Source organism: Nocardia cyriacigeorgica, assembly GCF_010858045.1.
GTDB lineage: Bacteria > Actinomycetota > Actinomycetes > Mycobacteriales > Mycobacteriaceae > Nocardia > Nocardia cyriacigeorgica_E.
In genome coordinates this window covers 233665-253372 of record NZ_JAAGVC010000001.1, presented here as the reverse complement: position 1 = coordinate 253372, position 19708 = coordinate 233665, and the positions used below count along the sequence as shown (strand labels likewise).

Below are 19708 nucleotides of genomic sequence, written 5' to 3'. Positions count from 1 at the left end.
GCCTAGAGCCCGAGCACCGCCATCCGTTCGGCGTGGCTGGCCTGCATGCGCTCGAACAGGGTGGCGATGCCGTTGAGGTCGCCGGTGGCGGCGAGCACCAGTTCGGTGAGCTCGTCGCGCTGGGCCATCACGTACTGGGCCTGGGTGATCGCCTCGCCGAGCAGGCGGCGACCCCACAGCGTCAGCCGGTCGCGCTCGGAGCGGCTGGCGGCCACCGCGCGGCGCACCTCGTCCACCACGAACTCCGAATGCCCGGTCTCGGCCAGCACATCGCGCACCACGTCGGCGACGTCGGGGCTGAGCACACCGGCGATCTCGCGGTAGAAGTCGGCGGCGATGCCGTCACCGACGTAGAACTTCACCATCGACTCGAGCCACGTGGACGGGTCGGTGGAGGCGTGATAGGCGTCGAGGGCCCGCACGAAGGGCGCCATCACCTCGAAGATGTCGGCGCCGCGCTCCGACAGAGCCGTCTCCAGCCGCGTGAAATGCTCCATTTCGGCGGCGGCCATCTTCGCCACCGCGACCTTGCCGCGGACGGTGGGCGAGAGCTTGGCCTCCTCGGCGAGCCGGTAGAACGCGGAGATCTCACCGTAGGCGAGCACCGCGAACAGATCGGTCACCCCGGGATGGTCGGCGGGAATGGACGGCGAAACCGGGCCGGTTGGCGAAACGCCCAGCGCGGCAGGTGACTGTGCTCCCATGGGACACCAGCGTAATACCCGGCGGGCGGCGCGTCGCGGCTCGACCCGTGCGCCCGAGCCGGGTAGCACACCGCGGCCCGGTCAGACCCCGGTGGCGAGGAATTTATCCAGGTAGGTCCAGGTCGTGTCGCGTGCGGTGGGGCCGGTCAGGATCCCGAGATGGCTGCCGGGCGCGGTTTCGTAGCGCACCGAGGCAGCGCCGCTGAGCGTGCGCAGTCCGGCTTCCACGGCGGCGGCCGGAGTGATGACGTCGGTCGGGCCGCCGACCAGCAGAACCGGCGCGGTGACGTCGGCAAGTGCGATATGCCGCTGCCCCAGCCGCACCACGCCGCGGCCGATGTCGTTGTTCAGGATGAGCCTGCCCCACAGCTGCCCGTAGAACCGGCCGGGATAGCCGGGCATCTCGGCCATGAATCGGTCGATGGTCTCCATCCGGGCCAGGGTCTCGGTGCGGGCGATATTGCTGGCGACGAACCACGGCCGCTTGAGTTCGCGTTCCCAGGCGGTGGCCCGGTAGGCGAGCCGGGTGAGTCCTGCGGGCACCCCGCCGGCCGCACGCACCACGGTGGATACCGCCTGGCCACCGGTCAGCTTGGCGACCGCGCGCAGTTGCGGGATGCCGGTCATCTTGTCGTAGTCCAGCGGCGCGCCGACCGCGGTGATCGACCGGATCGGCAGCTGTGTGTTCGCCGCGGCCGTCAGCAGTGACAGGGTGCCGCCGAGCGACCAGCCGATCAGATCGACGGGCGCGCCACCCCGATCGGCCGACGCGCGCAGCACAGCCTCGGGCAGGATGTCATCAATCCAGTCCTCGAAGCCCATCCGGCGGTCGGCGAAGGTGATCTCGCCGTAGTCGACCAGGTACGGTGCGCGACCGGTCTCCAGCAGGAACCGGGCGACGCTCTGGTCCGGCTGCAGATCGAAGCAGGTGGCGGGGGCGGCCAGCGGGGGCACGAGCAGCACCGCGGAGCCGGCGTCGGCGCAGGCGCCGTCGAAACGCAGTAGCGTGCGATGCGGCTGATCCCACAGCACGGTCGACGGTGTCGGTTCCGGATCGGCCACACCGGAGCCGAAGGTCAGAGCCCAGGCGTTGCGCGCGGCGAGGGTGACGGTGTCTGCGATGCTCACCACACGAATGTCTCACATCCGGTACCGCCGGTAACACCCACGGTGTGACGAGCAGGGCCTCCGCGGGCCCGACTGTCGCCGATATCACCCATTCGCCACGCCCGATGAATTACCGTGTCGCGCACCACTGATCGCCGGTGTAGGCACCGAAAACGAACTTATGTCCCGGCCATTTTCACGCCGGATTTCCGGGCCGAGCACAATATCACGCTACAATCACCACGGACAACGAAAATTTCGCGCCCGATCGAGTTACCCGATCATCCCCCGACACAGCTGTCGGCCCGGCGCGCAAGACGATGTCCACGGAAAATGTGCGCGCACCAGATCCGCGTCACCGATGCGCCGCGCCGATGTCTCCCAGGCAGCCCCCACTCCGGCGGGTACCGCTGACATCCGGCCGCGACCGGTGAGCATCACAGGCGGATACGTGGTCGTCGCGGACCGGCCGGTCCGCCCCACGCCTCGTGCGCGCGTGACGCGATAACGAGGAAGGCACGAACCCTGAGCAAGATCACAGTCGAACAGGAACCGGGACTGGCGGACACCCTGCTGACGGCCGAACTGGACGCAACACATACCGCCCCGACATTCACCGAATTGGGGGTGCGCCCGGAAATCGTGCGCGCGCTCGGTGAGATCGGTATCGAACGCACTTTCGCCATCCAGGAACTCACCCTGCCGCTGGCATTGGCCGGAGAAGACCTCATCGGTCAGGCCCGCACCGGCATGGGCAAGACCTTCGGATTCGGTGTGCCGCTGCTGCATCGCATCGCCACCGCCGAATCGGGCACCACCCCGCTGGACGGAACGCCGCGGGCGCTGGTCATCGTCCCCACCCGCGAACTCTGCCTCCAGGTCACCAAGGACCTGGAGAACGCGAGCAAATACCTGACCAATCACCAGGGGCCGCTGAAGGTGGTCTCCATTTACGGTGGCCGCCCCTATGAGGCGCAGATCGAGGCGTTGCGCCACGGCGTCGACGTCGTCGTCGGCACCCCCGGCCGGCTGCTCGACCTGGCCAATCAGCAGCATCTGATCCTCGGAAAGGTCGGCGTGCTCGTCCTCGACGAGGCCGACGAAATGCTCGATCTGGGCTTCCTGCCCGATATCGAACGCATTCTGGGGATGGTCCCGGATAAACGGCAGACGATGCTGTTCTCGGCCACCATGCCCGGCCCGATCATCACCCTGGCCCGCACATTCCTCACCCGCCCGACCCATATCCGGGCCGAGGAGCCGCACGATTCCGCGGTGCACGATCGCACCGCCCAGTTCGTCTACCGGGCGCACGCGCTCGACAAGAGCGAATTGGTCGCCCGCGTGCTGCAGGCCGAAAGCCGCGGCGCCACCATGATCTTCACCCGCACCAAGCGCACCGCGCAGAAGGTGGCCGACGATCTGGCCGAACGTGGTTTCGCGGTCGGCGCGGTGCACGGTGACCTCGGCCAGATCGCGCGCGAGAAGGCGCTGGCGAAGTTCCGCAAGGGCACCATCGACGTGCTGGTCGCCACCGACGTGGCCGCACGCGGCATCGATATCGACGACGTCACCCACGTCATCAACTATCAGTGCCCCGAGGACGAGAAGACCTACGTGCACCGCATCGGCCGTACCGGTCGCGCCGGGCGCACCGGCGTCGCGGTGACGCTGATCGACTGGGACGAGCTCAACCGCTGGGCGAGCATCGACAAGGCCCTCGGCCTCGGCATCCCCGAGCCGGTCGAAACGTATTCGCGCTCACCGCATCTGTTCTCGGATCTCGGCATCCCGGAAGGTGTCACCGGCACCATCCGCAAGCCGAAGCGGGAACGCGAGGAGGACGCCGAGGTCGTCGAGCGCCCCGAGCGCACCCCGCGCAAGCGCAACCGCAGGCGCACCCGTGGCGGCAAGCCGATCGACGGTGAGGCCACCGTGAGCACCGGCGATGCCGACGCGCAGGGCGAGACGGAGGCCGGTTCGGCCGCTGCCGAGGACGTATCCGGCGACGAGAGCGATCGTCCGGCCCGGCGCAGGCGTCGTCGCCGCAAGTCGTCAGCCGAGGACAGTGCCACCGCGGAGGCGAGCGGGACCGCCGAGGCGAACGGCGTCGCCGAGGCCGACGACACGGCAGCGGCGAGTGGCGCCGCCGAGGCGACCACTGCCGAGGAACCAGCGGCCGAGAGCGCCGATGCCGAGACCGGCGGCGAGCAGCCCGCCCGGCGCAGGCGTCGTCGCCGCAAGCCCGCCGGTGAATCCTCGGCAGCGGATTCGGCCACGCCGGTCGAGGCGAACAGCACCGCAGGCGTCTCCGCCTGATCGAACACCCCCGCGATGCTGGTGGGCGCGAACCGCGCCCACCAGCATTTTTCGTTGCCGGACCGGGCCGCGCGCCCGCGCGCGAACCACATCGGGACCTGCCACCGCCCGGCACGGCGATGTCATCGGCGCTCGAACCGATCCGCTAATCTCGCACACGTGCTCGCACCCGAGCGGCGGACCCGCGCCGACATCCTCATCGCGGTCGCGATCGCCCTCGTACTGGCGATCGCGGCTCTGGTGGTGTGGATCCAGTCGGATGCGCGCGGCACCGAGTCGGTCGTCGCGGACACCCCGGTCGACACCCCACCCGCCGCGTCGGCGCTGCCCAGCGAGCTGCGCGAACTCTGGCACGCGCCCGACGGGGCAGGCACCGAGGCGCTCACCTCCGGTGGCGTTGTGGTCACCGCGGACGGCGGCACCGTCACCGGGCGCGATCCGCGCACCGGAAAAGAAATCTGGCATTACCGGCGCGATATTCCGCTGTGCGGTGTGCAGTCCCAGTTCGGCACCGTGATCGCAGTCTATCGCGACGATCGCGGATGCAGCCAGACCACCATGCTGCTCGGCTCGGACGGGTCGCGCACGGCCGCTCGCAGCAGCGAGATGGACTCCGAGATCGCCTTGTCGGTGGACGGCACCTATGTGCTGGCCCAGGGGCCACGCCGGTTGGAGATGTGGCGCTCGGATCTGGTGCGGACACTCGAGTACGGTCGGGTCGAGGCCAGAGAGATCTCCAAATCCCAACCGCGCCAAGGGTGTTCGCTGATCTCCGCGGGTTCGAGCCCGTCGCGTCTCGCGGTACTCGAGCGCTGCCCCGGCGACGCCGCCAACCGGCTGACGGTGCTCGATCCCGCGCCCAAGGACTACCGTGTTCCCAAGGAATTCGGTTCCCGCGAGCTGCACGGACCCGGCACCGATTCGCCCGATGCGGAAGTGATCGCGGTGTCGGACAACCGCATCGTGCTCTACCTGCCGGGCGCCGCCGCACCCGAGGCCGCGCCGCCCCGGCTGGCGGTCTTCGATGCCACCGGCAATCCCCTGGTGGCGCATGAACTTTCGGCTCCGCTGGCCGACACGACCAGCACGACTCGGATCGGCTCGGCCTACCTGGTGTTCACCGGCAACAGCCTGATCGCCTTGAACGCCAGTACTTTCGACCCGATGTGGACGGCCGCGGGCGCACTCGGCAGCCCGGCATTGATGGCCGGGCATATCCTCGTTCCGGTCGAGGGCGCCATCGCCGCGCTGGACCCGGCGACGGGCACGGAGGTCACTCGGATCCCGGTGGACCGCAAGGGATACGACGGCTCCCCCATCGCACTGGGCGTGCTGGGCGATGTCGTTCTCGAACATCGCGGCGATCAGCTGGTGGCATTGGGCTGAACCCGTTTCTGTCGGTGCCCGATGGCACACTCACCATCATGCGCACAGCAGCCACCGGTGCACCCGGCCCGTCCGCCGACGGGCCGGCATCGGCCGGGCACGGCGGCCGCGTGGGCCGAGCGATACCGCCATGCTCCGCAGGCGAACCTCCCCGGCGCGAGCACGGTGGCTCATGATGGATCACATGTCCGAACTCGAGCATGCCCGGCTGATAGTCCTGCGCCACGGTGAGACCACCTGGTCCGCGCAACGCAAGCACACCAGCACCACCGATCTGCCGCTCACCGAGCGTGGCGAACAGCAGGCCCGCGCGGCCGGACAGCTGCTCACGGACCTGAAACTGCGCACCCCGGCCGTGTACACCAGTCCGCGTCTGCGCGCGGCGCGCACCGCGGAGCTGGCTGGCCTCGCATCGGCCGTCGTCGACGCCGACCTGGCCGAATGGGATTACGGCGACTACGAGGGCCGCACCACCACCGAGATCCGGGAAACGGTGCCCGGCTGGACCGTCTGGACCCACCCGGTGCCCGGCGGGGAATCCGCCGAGCAGGTGTGCGCCCGCGCCGACCGGGTCCTGGCCACCGCCACCGGGCAGCTGGCCGAACGCGATGTGGTGCTGGTCGGACACGGGCATTTCTCCCGCGTGCTCATCGCCCGCTGGTGCGAGTTCGATATCCGGGAGGGCCGCCGGTTCGCCATGACGACCGGCGCGATCAGCGTGCTCGGCTACGACCACGGCGCACGCACCGTCCGCGGCCACAACCTCGTCCCGGCCGAGGAGCTCTCCCGATGACCGGCACCGCCATCCGCCGCGCGGTCCCCGAGGATGTGCCCGCCCTGGTCGAGCTGGTCTACGACCTGGCCGAATACGAGAAGGCCGGGCACGAGTGCACCCTCACCGCCGAACAACTGCACACCGCCCTGTTCGGGCCCGCGCCCGCGCTGTTCGCCCATGTCGCCACCGTTGGCGAGGAAGTGGCCGGCTGTGCCATCTGGTTCCTGAACTACTCCACCTGGGACGGCGTGCACGGCATCTACCTGGAGGATCTGTTCGTCAAGCCGCAGGCGCGCGGCACCGGGCTCGGTAAGGCGCTCATCGCGGCGCTGGCCGAGGAGGCGGTGCGCAACGGATACAGCCGGGTCTGCTGGTCGGTGCTCACCTGGAACACCCCGTCCATCGACTTCTACGAGTCCCTTGGCGCGGACGTACAGGACGACTGGGTGGGCTACCGGTTGTCCGGTAAGGCGCTGGCGGCCCTGGCCGGAGATCGCTGATGTGGCTGTCGCTGCCGGACCGCTGGCCGGCCTCGGAAACCGAGGCGATGGCGATGCAGGATGAGCTGCGTCCGCTGGTGCGCGCCGAGAATCCGCGGCCACCGCGCTTTCGCACCATTGCCGGGCTCGACTCCGCCTATCACCACGATGGCACCGTCGCCGCGGCCATCGTCGTCGTGGACGCGCAGACCCTGGAGACCGTCGACACCACCGTGGCCTACGGAACCACCACATTTCCCTACATCCCCGGGCTGCTCTCGTTCCGCGAAATGCCCACCACGGTCACCGCCCTGCAACGGCTCACCGACGCGCCCGACCTACTGGTCTGCGATGCCCAGGGCCTTGCTCATCCGCGCCGGTTCGGTTTCGCCTGCCATGTCGGCGTGGTCACCGGGCTGCCGACCATCGGCGTCGCCAAATCGGCCTGGGGTGAATGCGGCGAGCCCGGCCCCGAACGCGGCGCACAGGCCGACATCACCATCGACGGCGAGGTCGTCGGCCGGGCGCTGCGCACCCGCGCCGGGGTGAAGCCGGTGTTCGTCTCGGTCGGCCACCTCATCGACCTGGACACCGCCTGTGCCCAGGTGCTCGCGCTGACGCCGAAGTACCGGCTGCCGGAGACCACCCGGCGCGCCGATCACCTGTGCCGTCAGGCGCTGAAAGAAGCGACCACACGCTGAACCGAAGTGACGGGCGGTTCGGCGGCGTCAGTCCGGATCGATGCCGTACTCGCGGGCCATCCAGCGACTGGTGGCCGGTGTGAACAACAACACCAACGCCCCGACCACCACCACGCCGAGCAGGGCGCCGTAGAACGGCTGATGGGAATCGGTCAGCAACGACCACACCACCGGCAACAGCAACAACTGCGCGATCACCGCGATGGCACGGCCCCAGCGCTGGCCGAGCAGCAGGCCGATCCCCGCCGCCAGCACCGCACCGCCGAGGATCACGAACCACGCGGCCGTGCCGTATCCGCTGGCCTGGCTCTGATCGTGGCCGAGCAGACCTCGCACCACCAGCACGATCGCTACCGTCACCGCGACGGCGCCCTCCAAGGCCACCAGCCCACCGGCGCCACGCACCGTGCCCGGCACCGTTCCGACGTCATCTCGCTCAGCCACCCGACCAGGGTAGGTCGCGGGCCCGACGACCGTGGCATCGGCCGAACCGGTAACCCGACTGAATTAAGGTGCGTAGGTGCGGACGTTGTTGATCGTGAATCCGAATGCCACCTCTACCACCGCGGCCACCAGGGACCTGCTGGCCCATGCACTGGAGAGCCGGACGCAATTGACCGTCGCCCATACCCAGCATCGGGGCCATGCCGCCGAGCTCGCCCAGTGGGCGGCGACCAATGAGATGGATCTCATCGTCGTGCACGGCGGCGACGGCACCGTCAACGAGACGATCAACGGGTTCCTGCCGCTGCCCCAGGTGGACGACGGCCAGGCGTGGCGGCCGCGGCTCGGCGTGATCCCCGGCGGCTCGGCCAACGTCTTCGCGCGTGCTCTCGGCCTGAAACCCGATCCGGTCGCGGCCACCAACCAGCTGATCGACCTGCTGTCGGTGAACGACGACCGCCGCATCGGGCTCGGCATCGCCGACGATCGCTGGTTCTGCTTCAGCGCGGGCGTCGGCCTGGACGCCGACGTGTGCGAGGCCATCGACGCCAGCCGCGCGAACGGAAAAGCCGCCACTCCGGTGCGCTATCTGGCGACCACGGTGCGCCAGTTCTTCCGGGCCAAACGGCACAAGCCCGAGGCCACCGTCATCGTTCCCGGACACGACCCGGTCGAGGGCGTGCATTACGCCTTCGTGACCAACACCAGTCCGTGGACCTACCTGAACGCCACCCCCGTGCGCACCAACCCGGGCACCGCCTTCGAATCCGGGCTCGGCGTGTTCGCCATGCGATCGATGGCTTTGCTGCCGACTTTGCGGGTCGCCGGCCAACTTCTGGCACCGAACGGAAACCCGAAGTCACGCAAATTGTTTCGCGAAGACGACGTGGCGTCGGTGCGAATCGAGACCGATCAGGAGATCGGCCTGCAAATCGATGGCGACTTCATCGGCAAACGCAACGTGGTGGATTTCACCGCGGTCCCCGACGTGCTGGAAGTCGTCGCGCCGCGCCCGTCGTGAGACTCGCCGAGGTGAAAAACATCGCCGTTGTGCTGCGAAAACTCCGCGGAGCGAGTACAAAGGACCGGGCAGGCTCCCCATGCGGGACCTTCAGAGCGTGAGCTTCCCCACGGTGCACCGGATACCTATTGACATCTACGGTGTTCGTGAAAGCATTCACAAGCAACCGTGCGGAAACATTCAGGTCGCACAAGTGAACGATCCACAAACCATCGGCGCCATTTGTGGCGCCCAGTAAAGGAGCAGAGGAATGGACTGGCGCCACAAGGCCATCTGTCGCGACGAGGACCCCGAACTGTTCTTCCCGGTGGGTAACAGTGGTCCGGCGCTCGCGCAGATTGCCGATGCCAAGCTGGTCTGCGCTCGTTGCCCGGTAACCGCCGACTGCCTGTCGTGGGCCCTGAAGTCCGGACAGGATGCCGGTGTGTGGGGAGGCATGAGCGAGGACGAGCGTCGGGCGCTCAAACGCCGCAACGCGCGCACCCGCACCCGCACGGTCGTCTGACCCTCGGTCAGACGAGCGATTCGGGCCCCAGCCCGGACCCGAATCGCATTCGGCCCGGCACCCGCTGAGGTGCCGGGCTCTGTTATTTTTCACGCCGCCCGACACGGGCCGCGAACTCTGGGGGCTCGCTCTCGCTTCGCTCGAAAACGGGGCTTGACCAGTCGTTTTCCGCGGCTGGGCAGGCCGATGGTTCAGCGGCCCGAACGCCGACCGAGCGGAACCCGCAGCACCGCGTCGGTGCCGATATCGGCGCCCGGGTGCAGGCCGATGGAACCGCCGAGTTCGGCCGTCACCAGCGTCCGCACGATCTGCAGGCCGAGGCGATCGGAGGATTCCAGGCTGAAACCGGGCGGAAGGCCGCGGCCGTCGTCGCTGATGATGACGTCGAGCCAGCGCGCCGAACGCTCCGAACGAATCGTCACGGTACCGTTCTCGCCGGCATCGAAGGCATGCTCGATGGCGTTCTGCACCAGCTCGGTCAGCACCATCACCAACGGTGTCGCCCGTTCGGCGGAGAACACACCGAGCGAACCCGCCCGGCGCACCTTGATCCGCGCGGTGTGCACGGTCGCGACGTCGGCCATGATCGGCAGCAGCCGGTCCACCACCTCGTCGAGATCGACCTCTTCATCGACCGACATCGACAGCATCTCGTGCACCGAGGCGATGGAGGTGACGCGGCGGACCGATTCGGTCAGCGCGACCTGCGCCTCCTCGTTCTCGGTGCGGCGGGCCTGCAACCGCAGCAGTGCGGCCACAGTCTGCAGGTTGTTCTTCACCCGGTGGTGGATCTCCCGGATGGTGGCGTCCTTGCTCAGCAGCGCACGGTCGCGGCGCTTGACCTCGGTGACGTCGCGCACCAGCACCGCGGCACCGGCCAGCTGCCCGTGCGGACGCAGCACCAGGGTGCGCAACAGCACTGTCGCGCCTCTGGCCTCGACCTCCATCCGGCGCCCGGTCCGCCCGGCCAGCGCGGCCTGGATATCGCCGACCACTTCTTGCGCATCGAACGGATCGGTGATCAGTGAACGCGTGGTGACGGCCAGATCCTGGCCGGCCAGATCGGCCTGCAGGCCCATCCGGTGATAGGCCGAGAGCGCGTTGGGGCTGGCGTAGGTGACGATGCCCTCGGTATCGAGCCGGATGAACCCGTCGCCGGCGCGCGGGCTGGAATGGGTGGCCGCACGATCCTCGGTGGTCGGGAAGGTGCCGTCGGCGATCATCTGGCACAGATCGTCGGCACACGCCACATAGGCGATCTCCAGGGTGCTGCGCACCTTGGAACGCTGCAGGTCGGTGTCGCGGCTCAAGACCGCGATCACATCGTCGCCGCAGCGCACCGGGATGGCTTCACGGATGGCGTCCACCGGATGCGGGTGGTAGACGCCCTTGGCGTCGGCCTCGCCGTCGGTGCGCACGATCCGGCCGGTGGTCAGGGCCTCGAACACCTGCGGATGCTCGGTCCGCAGCGCCTGGGTGCCGACGAGATCCTCGTAGTGCACGGTGGGCGCGGTGGTGGGCCTGCACTGCGCCACGCACACGATGTCGGCTCCGTCGGTGACGGGTCCAGCACCCACCCACAGCAGCAGATCAGCGAAGGACAGATCCGCGAGCAGCTGCCAATCCCCCACCACCCGCTGCAGATGATCCACCGCGACGCCGGGTAGATCGGTGTGTTCGGCCAGCAGCTCGCTCAGTGTCGCCATGATCGATCAGTCGCTTCGATTCCGCCCGCGCTCAGGAGATGACGGCGATCAGATCGCCCTGCTGCAGTACCTGACCGGGGGTGACCGCGATCGAGGTGACCTCGCCACCGACCTCGGTGATCACCGGAATCTCCATCTTCATCGACTCGAGCAGCACCAGAGTCTGGTCGTGGGTCACCCGGTCACCGACGGCGACCTCCACCGTCAGCACGGTCGAGACCATCTCCGCACGTACTTCCTCAGCCATGACACCCCGTTCGCCTCTGTTGTATGGGTCACCGCCGTGGGCGGCAGGTCCCGCTGACGATATAGCCAATCACACTCCCGGCCACCGCCTTCGCCGAGGAATCCCCCGGTCGGCGCCGCCGGAGTGTGCGGTAGATTGGCACGGGCCCCGCACCGGCGGGGAGGATTCGTCTTTGCCCGCGCATGCGGGGAGACTGTCCCAATTATCGACGAGTTCCCCGCGCAGGCGGGGGTGATCCGGGAGCTACCGATGGGTAAACGTGGCCGTAAGAAGCGCAGCCGCAAGGGCAACGCCGCCAACCATGGCAAGCGTCCGAACGCCTGACGCGCGTTCGCTCGGTCTTCGACCGAAAAACGAGCGGCACGTCACTTCCTGACGGAAGGACGTGCCGCTCGTTCGTTTTCCGGGTGCCGGACCCGCTCAGGACTCCGCGGACTCGATGCGGGTGGTCTCCTGGCGCATCGTCACCGACCGGCGGATCTCCACGGTCAACCGCTCGCGCAGCGAATCGGGCGCGCGGTCGCCGCCGCATTTGCGGCTGAGCAGGCCCTTGAGCTTCTCCTCGATGCCGTAGGCCTCGATGCACGGCGCGCAGTGATCCATATGGTGCTGTAGCCGCGCACGGGTCGAGTCGTCGCATTCACCGTCGAGCATCAGCCACACATCGGCGAGTACCGCCGTGCAGTCGAGCTCCATGTCGGGATCGTGCTCGGCGCTCACTGCTTGACCTCCTGGCGCACCGTGTCCGCGGTGGACGCGGACGTATCGTCTGACGTGCCCCCGGCGCGGTTGAATCCACGTTCGCGCGCCACGTCGGCGAGCAAACCCTTCAGTTGCTTACGGCCGCGATGCAGCCGGGACATCACCGTACCGATAGGCGTGCCCATGATGTCGGCGATCTCCTTGTACGGGAAGCCTTCGACATCGGCGTAGTACACCGCCATCCGGAATTCCTCCGGCAGCTCCTGCAACGCGGCCTTGATGTCGTCGTCGGGCAGCGCGTCCAGCGCCTCCACCTCGGCCGAACGCAGCCCGGTCGAGGTGTGCTCGGCGGTCGCGGCCAGCTGCCAGTCGGTGATCTCGTCGGTCGGGTACTGCGCGGGCTGACGCTGCTTCTTGCGGTAGGAGTTGATGTAGGTGTTGGTCAGGATCCGGTACAGCCAGGCACGCAGGTTGGTGCCCTCCTTGAAGGACTTGAAGCCCTGGTAGGCCTTGACGTAGGTCTCCTGCACCAGGTCCTCGGCGTCGGCCGGGTTCCTGGTCATACGCAGCGCGGCGCCGTAGAGCTGGTCGAGCAGCGGGAGCGCGTCGCGCTCGAACCGCTGAGCCAGCGCGGTCGGATCCTCCGCCACGTCTTCGTCGCTCGTCACAGGTGTCCCTTCGATCGGCGTCTCCGCCAAATCTACCGGCACCAGTGTTTCCGCCGGGAACCGAGCTTGCGGGACCTCGGTCCATACCGGGCGTTCTTCGACCAGAACGGGCAACGCTCCTCCTTCATGGACTGCGCCGGACCTGCGCGGCGACGGAATGCGAGCCGTCACGCACTCCGCCGGGAATCACGCGCGATCGCTGTTACCGCATGCAACAGAGGAACCACTCACGGTGTTCCCGAGTCCGTGCGAGCGGTCCCGGCGGCGTCGAATCCGGTAGCGGTCCGGGTTCGAGGCCGCGAGCGGCTTCCAGCGGGCCGTTGGACTCGGCGGCGAAATCGGCTCGACAGCCGACTTAGGGTGACCGGTATGGCACGAGCCTCCACCCCCGCGATCCGCACCCTCGTGCAGGCCGCGACCGAGCATCGGGTGCACGCCTACACCCATGACCCGCGCACCGACTCCTACGGCACCGAGGCGGTCGACGCGCTCGCGACCGAGCTGGGTCTGGACCCAGGACAGATCTTCAAGACGCTGGTGCTGGAACTGTCGACCGGATCGCTCGCCGTCGCGGTGCTGCCGGTGCCGCGGAGCCTGTCGCTGAAGGCGGCGGCCGCCGCACTCGGCGCACCCAAGGCCGCCATGGCCGACCGGGCGAAGGCCGAGCGCAGCACCGGCTATGTGCTGGGCGGGATTTCACCGCTGGGCCAGCGCAAGGCCCTGCCGACCGTCGTGGACGCCTCGGCGACCCGCTGGGAACGCATCCTGTGCAGCGCCGGACGGCGCGGACTCGAGATCGAGTTGGCACCGGCCGACCTGATCCGATTGACCGACGCGGTCGTCGCGCCGGTGGTCGCGGGCTGAAAACTCGGTGGCGCCGCGCAGGAAACGCTGGGGCGCCACGCCGTCAAACCTCGCCTCGGGCGGTTCGGTGTGCGTCAATTGAAGCGCCAAGTTTCCGACCGATCCGAGGATGTGATGCGAATGTCCCCGCGCCAACGTCTGCGCACCACGATCGTCGCCCTGTCCGGGGCGTTGATCCTGGCCGCGGGCCCCGCGGTGCTGTCTACCCCGGCCGCGGTCGCCGCGCCGCAGGGCGGCCAGCCCAGCTACCCGTTCGAGGGTGGGGAAGACGGCGGCACTGCCGGCGAACCCAAGAAGGACGAGCGCGCCCAACGCGCCGAGGAGTTCGGCGGCGGGCTGGCCAGCGAGGTCATCGACCTGGCCGCGAACATCCTCAAATGCGGTTTGAACGTCGTGACGCCGACGGTGGGCTGCTCGATCTGACCCGACCGCCCGGTCACGCAGGACATATCTTCGCCCACCTCGGAGCGACAATTCTCAATGTTGTCGTTCGTTGTGGCTCCGAGGTGGGCGGACAGCACCCACAGCGGCCCGGACCAGGTCTCCTATGGGGCGGCGCGCGGAACGCGAGCTCCGGCGCTTACAGCAAGCTGATCTGTTCGGACTCCTCGCCGACCGGCTCCAACAGCTCGGGCCCGTTATTGCGCACGCTGTTGACCCGCGGTGACACCGGCCGTGCGGCAATACCGGCGACCAGCTCCGGCGTCGGCGGTCGCAGCAGTTCGGCCGGCGCCGGGTGATCCGGATCCAGCCAGGCATCCCAGTGCTCGCGCGGCATCGGCAAGGGCATCCGGTCGTGGATGCGAGTGAGATCGCCGACGGCATCGGTGGTCAGGATGGTGCACGACAGCAGCGGCTCGGCCTCGGGCAGGCTTTTGTCGCGCCACACCGACCACAAGCCGGCCATGTACAGCCGCGAACCGTCGGCGGCCGACATGAAATACGGGTGCTTGACGACTTTGCTCTTGGCGCCGGACGGATCCGGCTGCACCAGCCACTCGTACCAGCCGTCCATCGGCACCAAGCACCGGCGATACTTCACCGCGTCCCGGAACGACGGGGTGGTGGCGGCCTTGTCGGCGCGCGCGTTGAACAGCGGTTTGCCCTTCACCGGCACCCCCGGTTCGGCCGCTTTGGTCCAATGCGGGATCAGGCCCCAGCGCATGCGGCGGATCCGCAGGCGCGGGTCGTCGTCGGGGTGGTCGTGGTCGTGGCGCTCGACCACCGTCAGCACCTGCGTCGTCGGGGCGACGTTGTAATTCGCGCCGCCGCGATCGGAACCCGCCGAACCGGGTTCCTCGCCGGTCTCGTCGATCGCGTCCAGCTCGACCGCGAGCCGGCCGGGGTTGGTCGTCGTCGCATAGCGTCCGCACATATTCCCGATACTGCCACCGGGCACCGACACCGGCGGCGAACTCGGCCCTCGCACACCGGATCCGCTGCCAGGACACCACCCGGAAATCGGTCTGTGACCTGCGTGCGACTGTTAGCGTGAGCGGATTCCACGAAGAGGAGAGATCCATGCTCAGATCCCGCTCCTTCCGTTCCACCATCGCCCGAGTTTGCGCAGTGCTCGCGCTCACCGGTCTCGCCACCACCGCCCTGCCCGCCGTGGCCGCCGCACAGGACCCGCGACCACCCGTCTCGCTCACCGCTACGGTCTCGGGCACCACCATCGACTACACCATCGACAATGTGCCCAACCGGCGCGACGTCTTCCCCGTGATCCGGGGTGAATGCACCACCGCCGTCGTCGACGTACTGGTGGCCGCACCGATCCTCGCTCCCGCCGCCATCGACACCCTCAGCGGACGCGAACCCGATGTTTTCGCACTGCTGCAACGGCTGATCGCCGAGGGCGCGCTCGCCGCGGGCCCGCGGATCCAGCTCGCCTCGGCGACCGGGCAGATCACCGGTTCGTTTCCCGGACTCCCGCGCGGGGTCTACGTGGTGGGCACGATCTGCAATCTGAATCCGCTCAGCGCGGAATTCGATCCGAATCTGTTCGATTTCACCCCCGCAGTGGTCACCGATCTGCGTTCGGGATCCTCGGCGCCGGCGCCCGCTGTCGAATCGATCACCCAGAACTGATGACACCCTGAGAGTAATGCCATAACATTCTCTCAACGAGTCGGAGGGTTTCCTCCGGCCCACTCGGCATGCGCCCGACAAGCCACGCCACCACCCAGCGCCCCGGCCGATCGTCCGGGCGCCCGGCATGAGGAGCCCCTGTGACAACGACCGACGCCGCCCCCGCGGACACGGTGCTCACCTCGGTCGACCCCGCCTCCGGCGCGACCCTGGCCACCTACCCCATCGCCGACGAGGACGCCGTGCGCGCCGCCGTCGCCACCGCCCGCAAGGCCGCCGAGACCTGGTCCGCACTCGATTTCGACGAGCGCCGTAAAGCGTTGCTGCGCTGGTCGAGCCGGCTGGTCGCCGATTCCGACGAGTTCTGCGCGCTGATCCACGCCGAGAACGGCAAGCCGCTCGACGACGCCTTCCTCGAGCTCATGCTCGCCCTCGAGCACATCGCCTGGGCGGCCAAGCACGCCAAGAAGGTGCTCGCGCCCAAGAAGATCTCCCCCGGCGCGCTGATGTCGAACTTCTCGGCCCGGCTCGAGCAGCGTCCGCTGGGCGTGGTCGGTGTGATCGGTCCGTGGAACTATCCCGTCTACACCCCCAACGGTTCCATCGCCTACGCGCTCGCCGCCGGCAACACGGTGGTGTTCAAGCCGAGTGAATACTCCACCGGCATCGGCAATTTCCTCGCCGAGGCGTTCACCAAGGCCAACCCCGACCTGCCGAAGGGCGTGTTCGCCACGGTCAACGGCTATGGCGCGACCGGCGCGGCACTGGTACGGGCCGGTGTGGACAAGATCGCGTTCACCGGCTCGCCCGGCACCGGCCGCAAGATCATGGCCGCCGCCGCCGATTCGCTCACCCCGGTGCTGCTCGAATGCGGCGGCAAGGACGCGGTGATCGTGGCCCCCGACGCGGATGTGAAGGCCGCGGCCGACGCGGTGGCCTGGGGCGCCACCTCCAACAGCGGCCAGACCTGCGCGGGCGTCGAGCGCGTCTACGTGCACCGCTCGGTGCGCGATGAATTCGTGGCCGAGGTGCGCCGCATCCTCACCGAGGTCAAGCCGGGCGCGGAGGCGGGCGCCAGCTATGGCCCGATGACCATGCCCAGCCAGGTCGACATCGTGCGCCGCCATATCGACGACGCCATCGCCAAGGGCGCCACCGCCGTCGTCGGCGGTCCGGAATCGGTCAAGGCGCCGTTCATCGAGCCGGTCGTGCTGCTGGACGCCCCCGAGGATTCGGCGGCGGTCAAGGAGGAGACCTTCGGCCCGACCATGACCATCCGCACCGTCGACAGCGTCGACGAAGCCGTCACGCTGGCCAACGACTCCACCTACGGCCTCGGTTCGGCGGTGTACTCGCGTAAGCAGGGCCTCGAGATCGCCCGTCGGCTGCGCGCCGGGGCCACCTCGGTGAATTCGGTGCTCGGCTTCGCCGCCATCCCCGGGCTGCCCTTCGGTGGCAGCGGCGATTCCGGTATCGGGCGCATCCACGGCGAACAGGGCCTGCGGGAATTCGTCAGCCCGCACTCGATCGCCGTGCAGCGGTTCAGCATCCCGGGAATGGCCCTGCTCAGCTACTCCCGCACCCAGTCGACCATGAAACTTCTGCGTCGTCTGGTGCCGGTGTTGCACGGGAGGCACAAGTAACGGATCGGGCGGATTCCACGCCGCCCGTGTATCCGCGCCGCACATAAGCGAAGATGGACTGGTGAATTTCTGGCCAGCGCCCCATGTCGACGCCCCCGTGCACGCGACCGTGACCCTGCCCGGATCGAAATCGATCACCAATAGAGCACTGATCCTGGCCGCGCTCGCCGAGGGGCCGTCGACGATCACCGGTGCGCTGCGCAGCCGCGACACGAACCTGATGATCGACGCACTGCGTGCCCTCGGCGTGCGGATCGACGGGGACGCCGAAACCCTCACCGTCACGCCCGGCGAACTGCGTGGCGGTGCCGTCGACTGCGGGCTGGCAGGCACGGTGATGCGGTTCCTGCCGCCGTTGGCCACCCTCGCCACCGGCGCGGTGGCCTTCGACGGGGACGCGCAGGCCCGGGTCCGCCCGCTGCGCACCATCCTGGACGCGCTGCGCGGGCTCGGCGCGCGGATCGAGGGCGACGCGCTGCCGTTCACCGTGCACGGCACCGGATCGCTGCGCGGTGGCGCCGTCACCATCGACGCGTCGGGTTCCTCGCAGTTCGTCTCCGGCCTGCTGCTGTCGGCAGCGCGCTTCGACGAGGGCATCACCGTCCATCACGACGGCAAGGCGCTGCCGTCGATGCCGCATATCGAGATGACGGTGGAGATGCTGCGCCGTGCCGACGTCGAGGTGCAGGCGCCCGCCGACAGCCGCAAGGCCCAGACCTGGACTGTGACGCCTGGCGCTATCGCCGCCGTGGACTGGGATGTCGAACCGGACCTGTCGAACGCGACGCCGTTCCTGGCCGCGGCCGCGGTCACCGGCGGCAGCGTCAGCATTCCGCACTGGCCGCGGCTGACCACCCAGCCCGGTGACGTCATCCGCGAGATCCTGGTACGGATGGGCGCCGAGGCGCGCATCTTCGACGGCGTGCTGACCGTCAGCGGGCCGGACCGGCTCGCGGGCATCGATATCGACCTGCACGATGTCGGTGAGCTCACCCCCACGGTCGCCGCGCTGGCCGCCCTCGCCGATTCGCCGTCCTACCTGCGCGGCATCGCGCATCTGCGTGGGCACGAAACCGATCGGCTGGCCGCGCTGTCGACCGAGATCAACCGGCTCGGCGGCAACGTCACCGAGACCGAGGACGGCCTCGAGATCGTCCCGGCGCCGCTCACCGGCGGGCAATGGCATTCCTACGCCGACCACCGGATGGCCACCGCGGGCGCCATTCTCGGACTCACCGTCCCCGGGATCGAGATCGAGGACATCGGAACCACCGCGAAAACGCTGCCGAATTTCGTGGCGCTGTGGGAGCGGATGCTCGATCCCGCCGATCAGGGAGCGGTGCGCTGAGCCGGCGCGGCCGCTCCCTCGCCGGCTACGACGAATCCGATGTGCGGGTACGTCCCGGCAAGAGCTCGCGTCCGCGAACCAAGACCCGCCCGCAGCACAACGACGCCGAAGCCGCCATGGTGGTGTCGGTGGACCGCGGGCGCTGGGGGTGTGTGCTCGACGGCGATCCCGATCGCCTGATCGTCGCCATGCGGGCGCGCGAGCTCGGTCGCACCCCGATCGTCGTCGGCGATCAGGTCGACGTCGTCGGGGATCTGTCCGGTAAACCCGACACGCTGGCCCGGATCGTGCGGGTCGCCGAACGGCGAACGGTGTTGCGCCGCACCGCCGATGACACCGATCCGTTCGAACGGGTGGTCGTCGGCAATGCCGAGCGGCTGTTCATCGTCGTCGCGCTGGCCGATCCGCCGCCGCGCACCGGTTTCGTCGAACGCGCCATGGTCGCCGCGTATGCCGGTGGGCTGCAACCGATCCTGTGCCTGACCAAGCACGATCTGGCCGCCGACTCCGAATTCGCCGCCCTCTTCGACGATCTCGATCTCACCATCGTCTACGGCGGGGTCGACGACCCCATCGAGCCGGTGCTGGAGCTGCTCACCGGCCACCTCACCGCCTTCATCGGCCACTCCGGTGTCGGCAAATCCACCCTCGTCAACCGGCTGGTTCCCGACGCCGACCGCGCCGTCGGCGAGGTCTCCGGCGTCGGCAAGGGCAAACACACCTCCACCCAATCGGTGGCGCTGCCGCTGCCGGGCGGTGGCTGGGTGATCGATACCCCGGGCGTGCGCTCCTTCGGCCTGGCCCACATCACCCCCGACGACGTCATCGCCGCCTTCACCGACCTTGCCGACGCCATCGAAGACTGCCCGCGCGGCTGCACCCATCTGGGGCCGCCCGCGGACCCGGAGTGCGCCTTGGACCGGCTGCCCGGCAAGGAGCGGCGCGTGGCGGCGATCCGTCAGCTGTTGACGGCGTTGAATTCCAACGATCCCTGGTAG

At 68.8% G+C, this 19708-nt stretch carries 22 protein-coding genes; 14 read left to right on the top strand and 8 right to left on the bottom strand.

Features of this window, described 5'->3' with window-relative positions; all coding sequences use genetic code 11:
- Positions 1–2 precede the first annotated feature (2 nt).
- Positions 3–704 (bottom strand): ferritin-like fold-containing protein, encoded by a 702-nt coding sequence (locus GV790_RS01165; RefSeq protein ID WP_163809507.1) that lies wholly within the window; start codon positions 702–704, stop codon positions 3–5.
- A gap of 81 nt (positions 705–785) precedes the next feature.
- Positions 786–1832 carry an alpha/beta fold hydrolase gene (locus GV790_RS01160; RefSeq protein WP_163809505.1) on the bottom strand — a complete coding sequence of 349 codons (1047 nt, stop codon included), beginning with the start codon at positions 1830–1832 and terminating at the stop codon, positions 786–788.
- Positions 1833–2315: 483 nt separating this feature from the next.
- Here GV790_RS01160 and GV790_RS01155 point away from each other — a divergent pair, with 483 nt between their 5' ends.
- From GV790_RS01155 to GV790_RS01135, 5 genes are all read left to right on the top strand, one after another.
- On the top strand, positions 2316–4130 hold the full coding sequence (locus GV790_RS01155) for a DEAD/DEAH box helicase (protein ID WP_163809934.1): 1815 nt from the start codon (positions 2316–2318) through the stop codon (positions 4128–4130).
- 159 nt (positions 4131–4289) lie between these two features.
- Positions 4290–5516, top strand: coding sequence for an Rv3212 family protein (locus tag GV790_RS01150; RefSeq protein ID WP_163809503.1), 1227 nt, complete (start codon positions 4290–4292; stop codon positions 5514–5516).
- A 184-nt stretch (positions 5517–5700) separates the two neighbouring features.
- Positions 5701–6309: an acid phosphatase gene (locus GV790_RS01145; protein WP_425343137.1), complete on the top strand. Its 609-nt coding sequence runs from the start codon at positions 5701–5703 to the stop codon at positions 6307–6309.
- A complete protein-coding gene (locus GV790_RS01140) occupies positions 6306–6791 on the top strand; it encodes a GNAT family N-acetyltransferase (RefSeq protein WP_163809499.1) in 486 nt (161 codons plus the stop codon). The genes GV790_RS01145 and GV790_RS01140 overlap by 4 nt, the downstream gene beginning before the upstream one ends.
- Entirely contained in the window at positions 6791–7471 is a 681-nt protein-coding gene (locus GV790_RS01135) for an endonuclease V (protein ID WP_163809497.1), read from the top strand. The genes GV790_RS01140 and GV790_RS01135 overlap by 1 nt, the downstream gene beginning before the upstream one ends.
- Positions 7472–7498: 27 nt before the next feature.
- On the opposite strand, the gene GV790_RS01130 is transcribed toward GV790_RS01135, so the two are convergent.
- A complete protein-coding gene (locus GV790_RS01130; RefSeq protein ID WP_048833594.1) occupies positions 7499–7915 on the bottom strand; it encodes a hypothetical protein in 417 nt (138 codons plus the stop codon).
- 76 nt (positions 7916–7991) lie between these two features.
- On the opposite strand from GV790_RS01130, the gene GV790_RS01125 reads away from it, so the two are divergent.
- Both GV790_RS01125 and GV790_RS01120 read left to right on the top strand, forming a co-directional pair.
- A complete protein-coding gene (locus GV790_RS01125; RefSeq protein ID WP_048833595.1) occupies positions 7992–8936 on the top strand; it encodes a diacylglycerol/lipid kinase family protein in 945 nt (314 codons plus the stop codon).
- Between the two features lie 250 nt (positions 8937–9186).
- Complete coding sequence (locus tag GV790_RS01120) at positions 9187–9441, top strand: WhiB family transcriptional regulator (protein ID WP_011211115.1); 255 nt, start codon at positions 9187–9189, stop codon at positions 9439–9441.
- Between the two features lie 191 nt (positions 9442–9632).
- Here GV790_RS01120 and GV790_RS01115 read toward each other — a convergent pair whose 3' ends face one another.
- Both GV790_RS01115 and GV790_RS01110 read right to left on the bottom strand, forming a co-directional pair.
- On the bottom strand, positions 9633–11147 hold the full coding sequence (locus tag GV790_RS01115) for a sensor histidine kinase (protein WP_163809495.1): 1515 nt from the start codon (positions 11145–11147) through the stop codon (positions 9633–9635).
- Positions 11148–11178: 31 nt separating this feature from the next.
- Positions 11179–11394 carry a biotin/lipoyl-binding carrier protein gene (locus GV790_RS01110; protein ID WP_014352520.1) on the bottom strand — a complete coding sequence of 72 codons (216 nt, stop codon included), beginning with the start codon at positions 11392–11394 and terminating at the stop codon, positions 11179–11181.
- A 249-nt stretch (positions 11395–11643) separates the two neighbouring features.
- Between GV790_RS01110 and GV790_RS31830 the strand changes: the two genes are divergently transcribed.
- Positions 11644–11718: a 50S ribosomal protein bL37 gene (locus tag GV790_RS31830; RefSeq protein ID WP_022597109.1), complete on the top strand. Its 75-nt coding sequence runs from the start codon at positions 11644–11646 to the stop codon at positions 11716–11718.
- Between the two features lie 96 nt (positions 11719–11814).
- Here the strand turns inward: GV790_RS31830 and rsrA are convergent, their stop codons facing one another.
- Positions 11815–12114, bottom strand: a complete 300-nt coding sequence (gene rsrA / locus GV790_RS01105) for a mycothiol system anti-sigma-R factor (RefSeq protein WP_375139355.1) — start codon at positions 12112–12114, stop codon at positions 11815–11817.
- Positions 12111–12779, bottom strand: coding sequence for a sigma-70 family RNA polymerase sigma factor (locus GV790_RS01100; protein ID WP_171048304.1), 669 nt, complete (start codon positions 12777–12779; stop codon positions 12111–12113). The genes rsrA and GV790_RS01100 overlap by 4 nt, the downstream gene beginning before the upstream one ends.
- Positions 12780–13133: 354 nt before the next feature.
- Here GV790_RS01100 and ybaK point away from each other — a divergent pair, with 354 nt between their 5' ends.
- Entirely contained in the window at positions 13134–13628 is a 495-nt protein-coding gene (gene ybaK / locus GV790_RS01095; RefSeq protein ID WP_163809491.1) for a Cys-tRNA(Pro) deacylase, read from the top strand.
- A gap of 120 nt (positions 13629–13748) precedes the next feature.
- Positions 13749–14051, top strand: a complete 303-nt coding sequence (locus tag GV790_RS01090; RefSeq protein ID WP_163809490.1) for a hypothetical protein — start codon at positions 13749–13751, stop codon at positions 14049–14051.
- A 157-nt stretch (positions 14052–14208) separates the two neighbouring features.
- Here the strand turns inward: GV790_RS01090 and GV790_RS01085 are convergent, their stop codons facing one another.
- Positions 14209–15003 carry an SOS response-associated peptidase gene (locus GV790_RS01085; RefSeq protein ID WP_163809488.1) on the bottom strand — a complete coding sequence of 265 codons (795 nt, stop codon included), beginning with the start codon at positions 15001–15003 and terminating at the stop codon, positions 14209–14211.
- A gap of 146 nt (positions 15004–15149) precedes the next feature.
- Between GV790_RS01085 and GV790_RS01080 the strand changes: the two genes are divergently transcribed.
- The 4 genes from GV790_RS01080 to rsgA all read left to right on the top strand — a co-directional run bounded on the left by GV790_RS01080 (position 15150) and on the right by rsgA (position 19708).
- Entirely contained in the window at positions 15150–15719 is a 570-nt protein-coding gene (locus GV790_RS01080; RefSeq protein WP_163809485.1) for a hypothetical protein, read from the top strand.
- A gap of 140 nt (positions 15720–15859) precedes the next feature.
- The gene (locus GV790_RS01075) at positions 15860–17362 is read left to right on the top strand and encodes an aldehyde dehydrogenase family protein (RefSeq protein ID WP_163809483.1); all 1503 of its coding nucleotides are present in this window, start codon (positions 15860–15862) and stop codon (positions 17360–17362) included.
- Positions 17363–17423: 61 nt separating this feature from the next.
- Positions 17424–18710, top strand: a complete 1287-nt coding sequence (gene aroA, locus GV790_RS30900; protein WP_163809481.1) for a 3-phosphoshikimate 1-carboxyvinyltransferase — start codon at positions 17424–17426, stop codon at positions 18708–18710.
- Positions 18707–19708 (top strand): ribosome small subunit-dependent GTPase A, encoded by a 1002-nt coding sequence (gene rsgA, locus GV790_RS01065; protein WP_178127454.1) that lies wholly within the window; start codon positions 18707–18709, stop codon positions 19706–19708. Before aroA ends, rsgA begins: the two co-directional genes overlap by 4 nt.

Bases quoted from the DNA above. Each gene is read 5' to 3' on its own strand.
- GV790_RS01165 (WP_163809507.1), bottom strand. From the start codon at position 704: ATGGGAGCACAGTCACCTGCCGCGCTGGGCGTTTCGCCAACCGGCCCG.
- GV790_RS01145 (WP_425343137.1), top strand. From the start codon at position 5,701: ATGTCCGAACTCGAGCATGCCCGGCTGATAGTCCTGCGCCACGGTGAG.
- GV790_RS01140 (WP_163809499.1), top strand. From the start codon at position 6,306: ATGACCGGCACCGCCATCCGCCGCGCGGTCCCCGAGGATGTGCCCGCC.
- GV790_RS01135 (WP_163809497.1), top strand. From the start codon at position 6,791: ATGTGGCTGTCGCTGCCGGACCGCTGGCCGGCCTCGGAAACCGAGGCG.
- GV790_RS01120 (WP_011211115.1), top strand. From the start codon at position 9,187: ATGGACTGGCGCCACAAGGCCATCTGTCGCGACGAGGACCCCGAACTG.
- GV790_RS01115 (WP_163809495.1), bottom strand. From the start codon at position 11,147: ATGGCGACACTGAGCGAGCTGCTGGCCGAACACACCGATCTACCCGGC.
- GV790_RS01110 (WP_014352520.1), bottom strand. From the start codon at position 11,394: ATGGCTGAGGAAGTACGTGCGGAGATGGTCTCGACCGTGCTGACGGTG.
- ybaK (WP_163809491.1), top strand. From the start codon at position 13,134: ATGGCACGAGCCTCCACCCCCGCGATCCGCACCCTCGTGCAGGCCGCG.
- GV790_RS01090 (WP_163809490.1), top strand. From the start codon at position 13,749: ATGTCCCCGCGCCAACGTCTGCGCACCACGATCGTCGCCCTGTCCGGG.
- GV790_RS01085 (WP_163809488.1), bottom strand. From the start codon at position 15,003: ATGTGCGGACGCTATGCGACGACGACCAACCCCGGCCGGCTCGCGGTC.
- GV790_RS01080 (WP_163809485.1), top strand. From the start codon at position 15,150: ATGCTCAGATCCCGCTCCTTCCGTTCCACCATCGCCCGAGTTTGCGCA.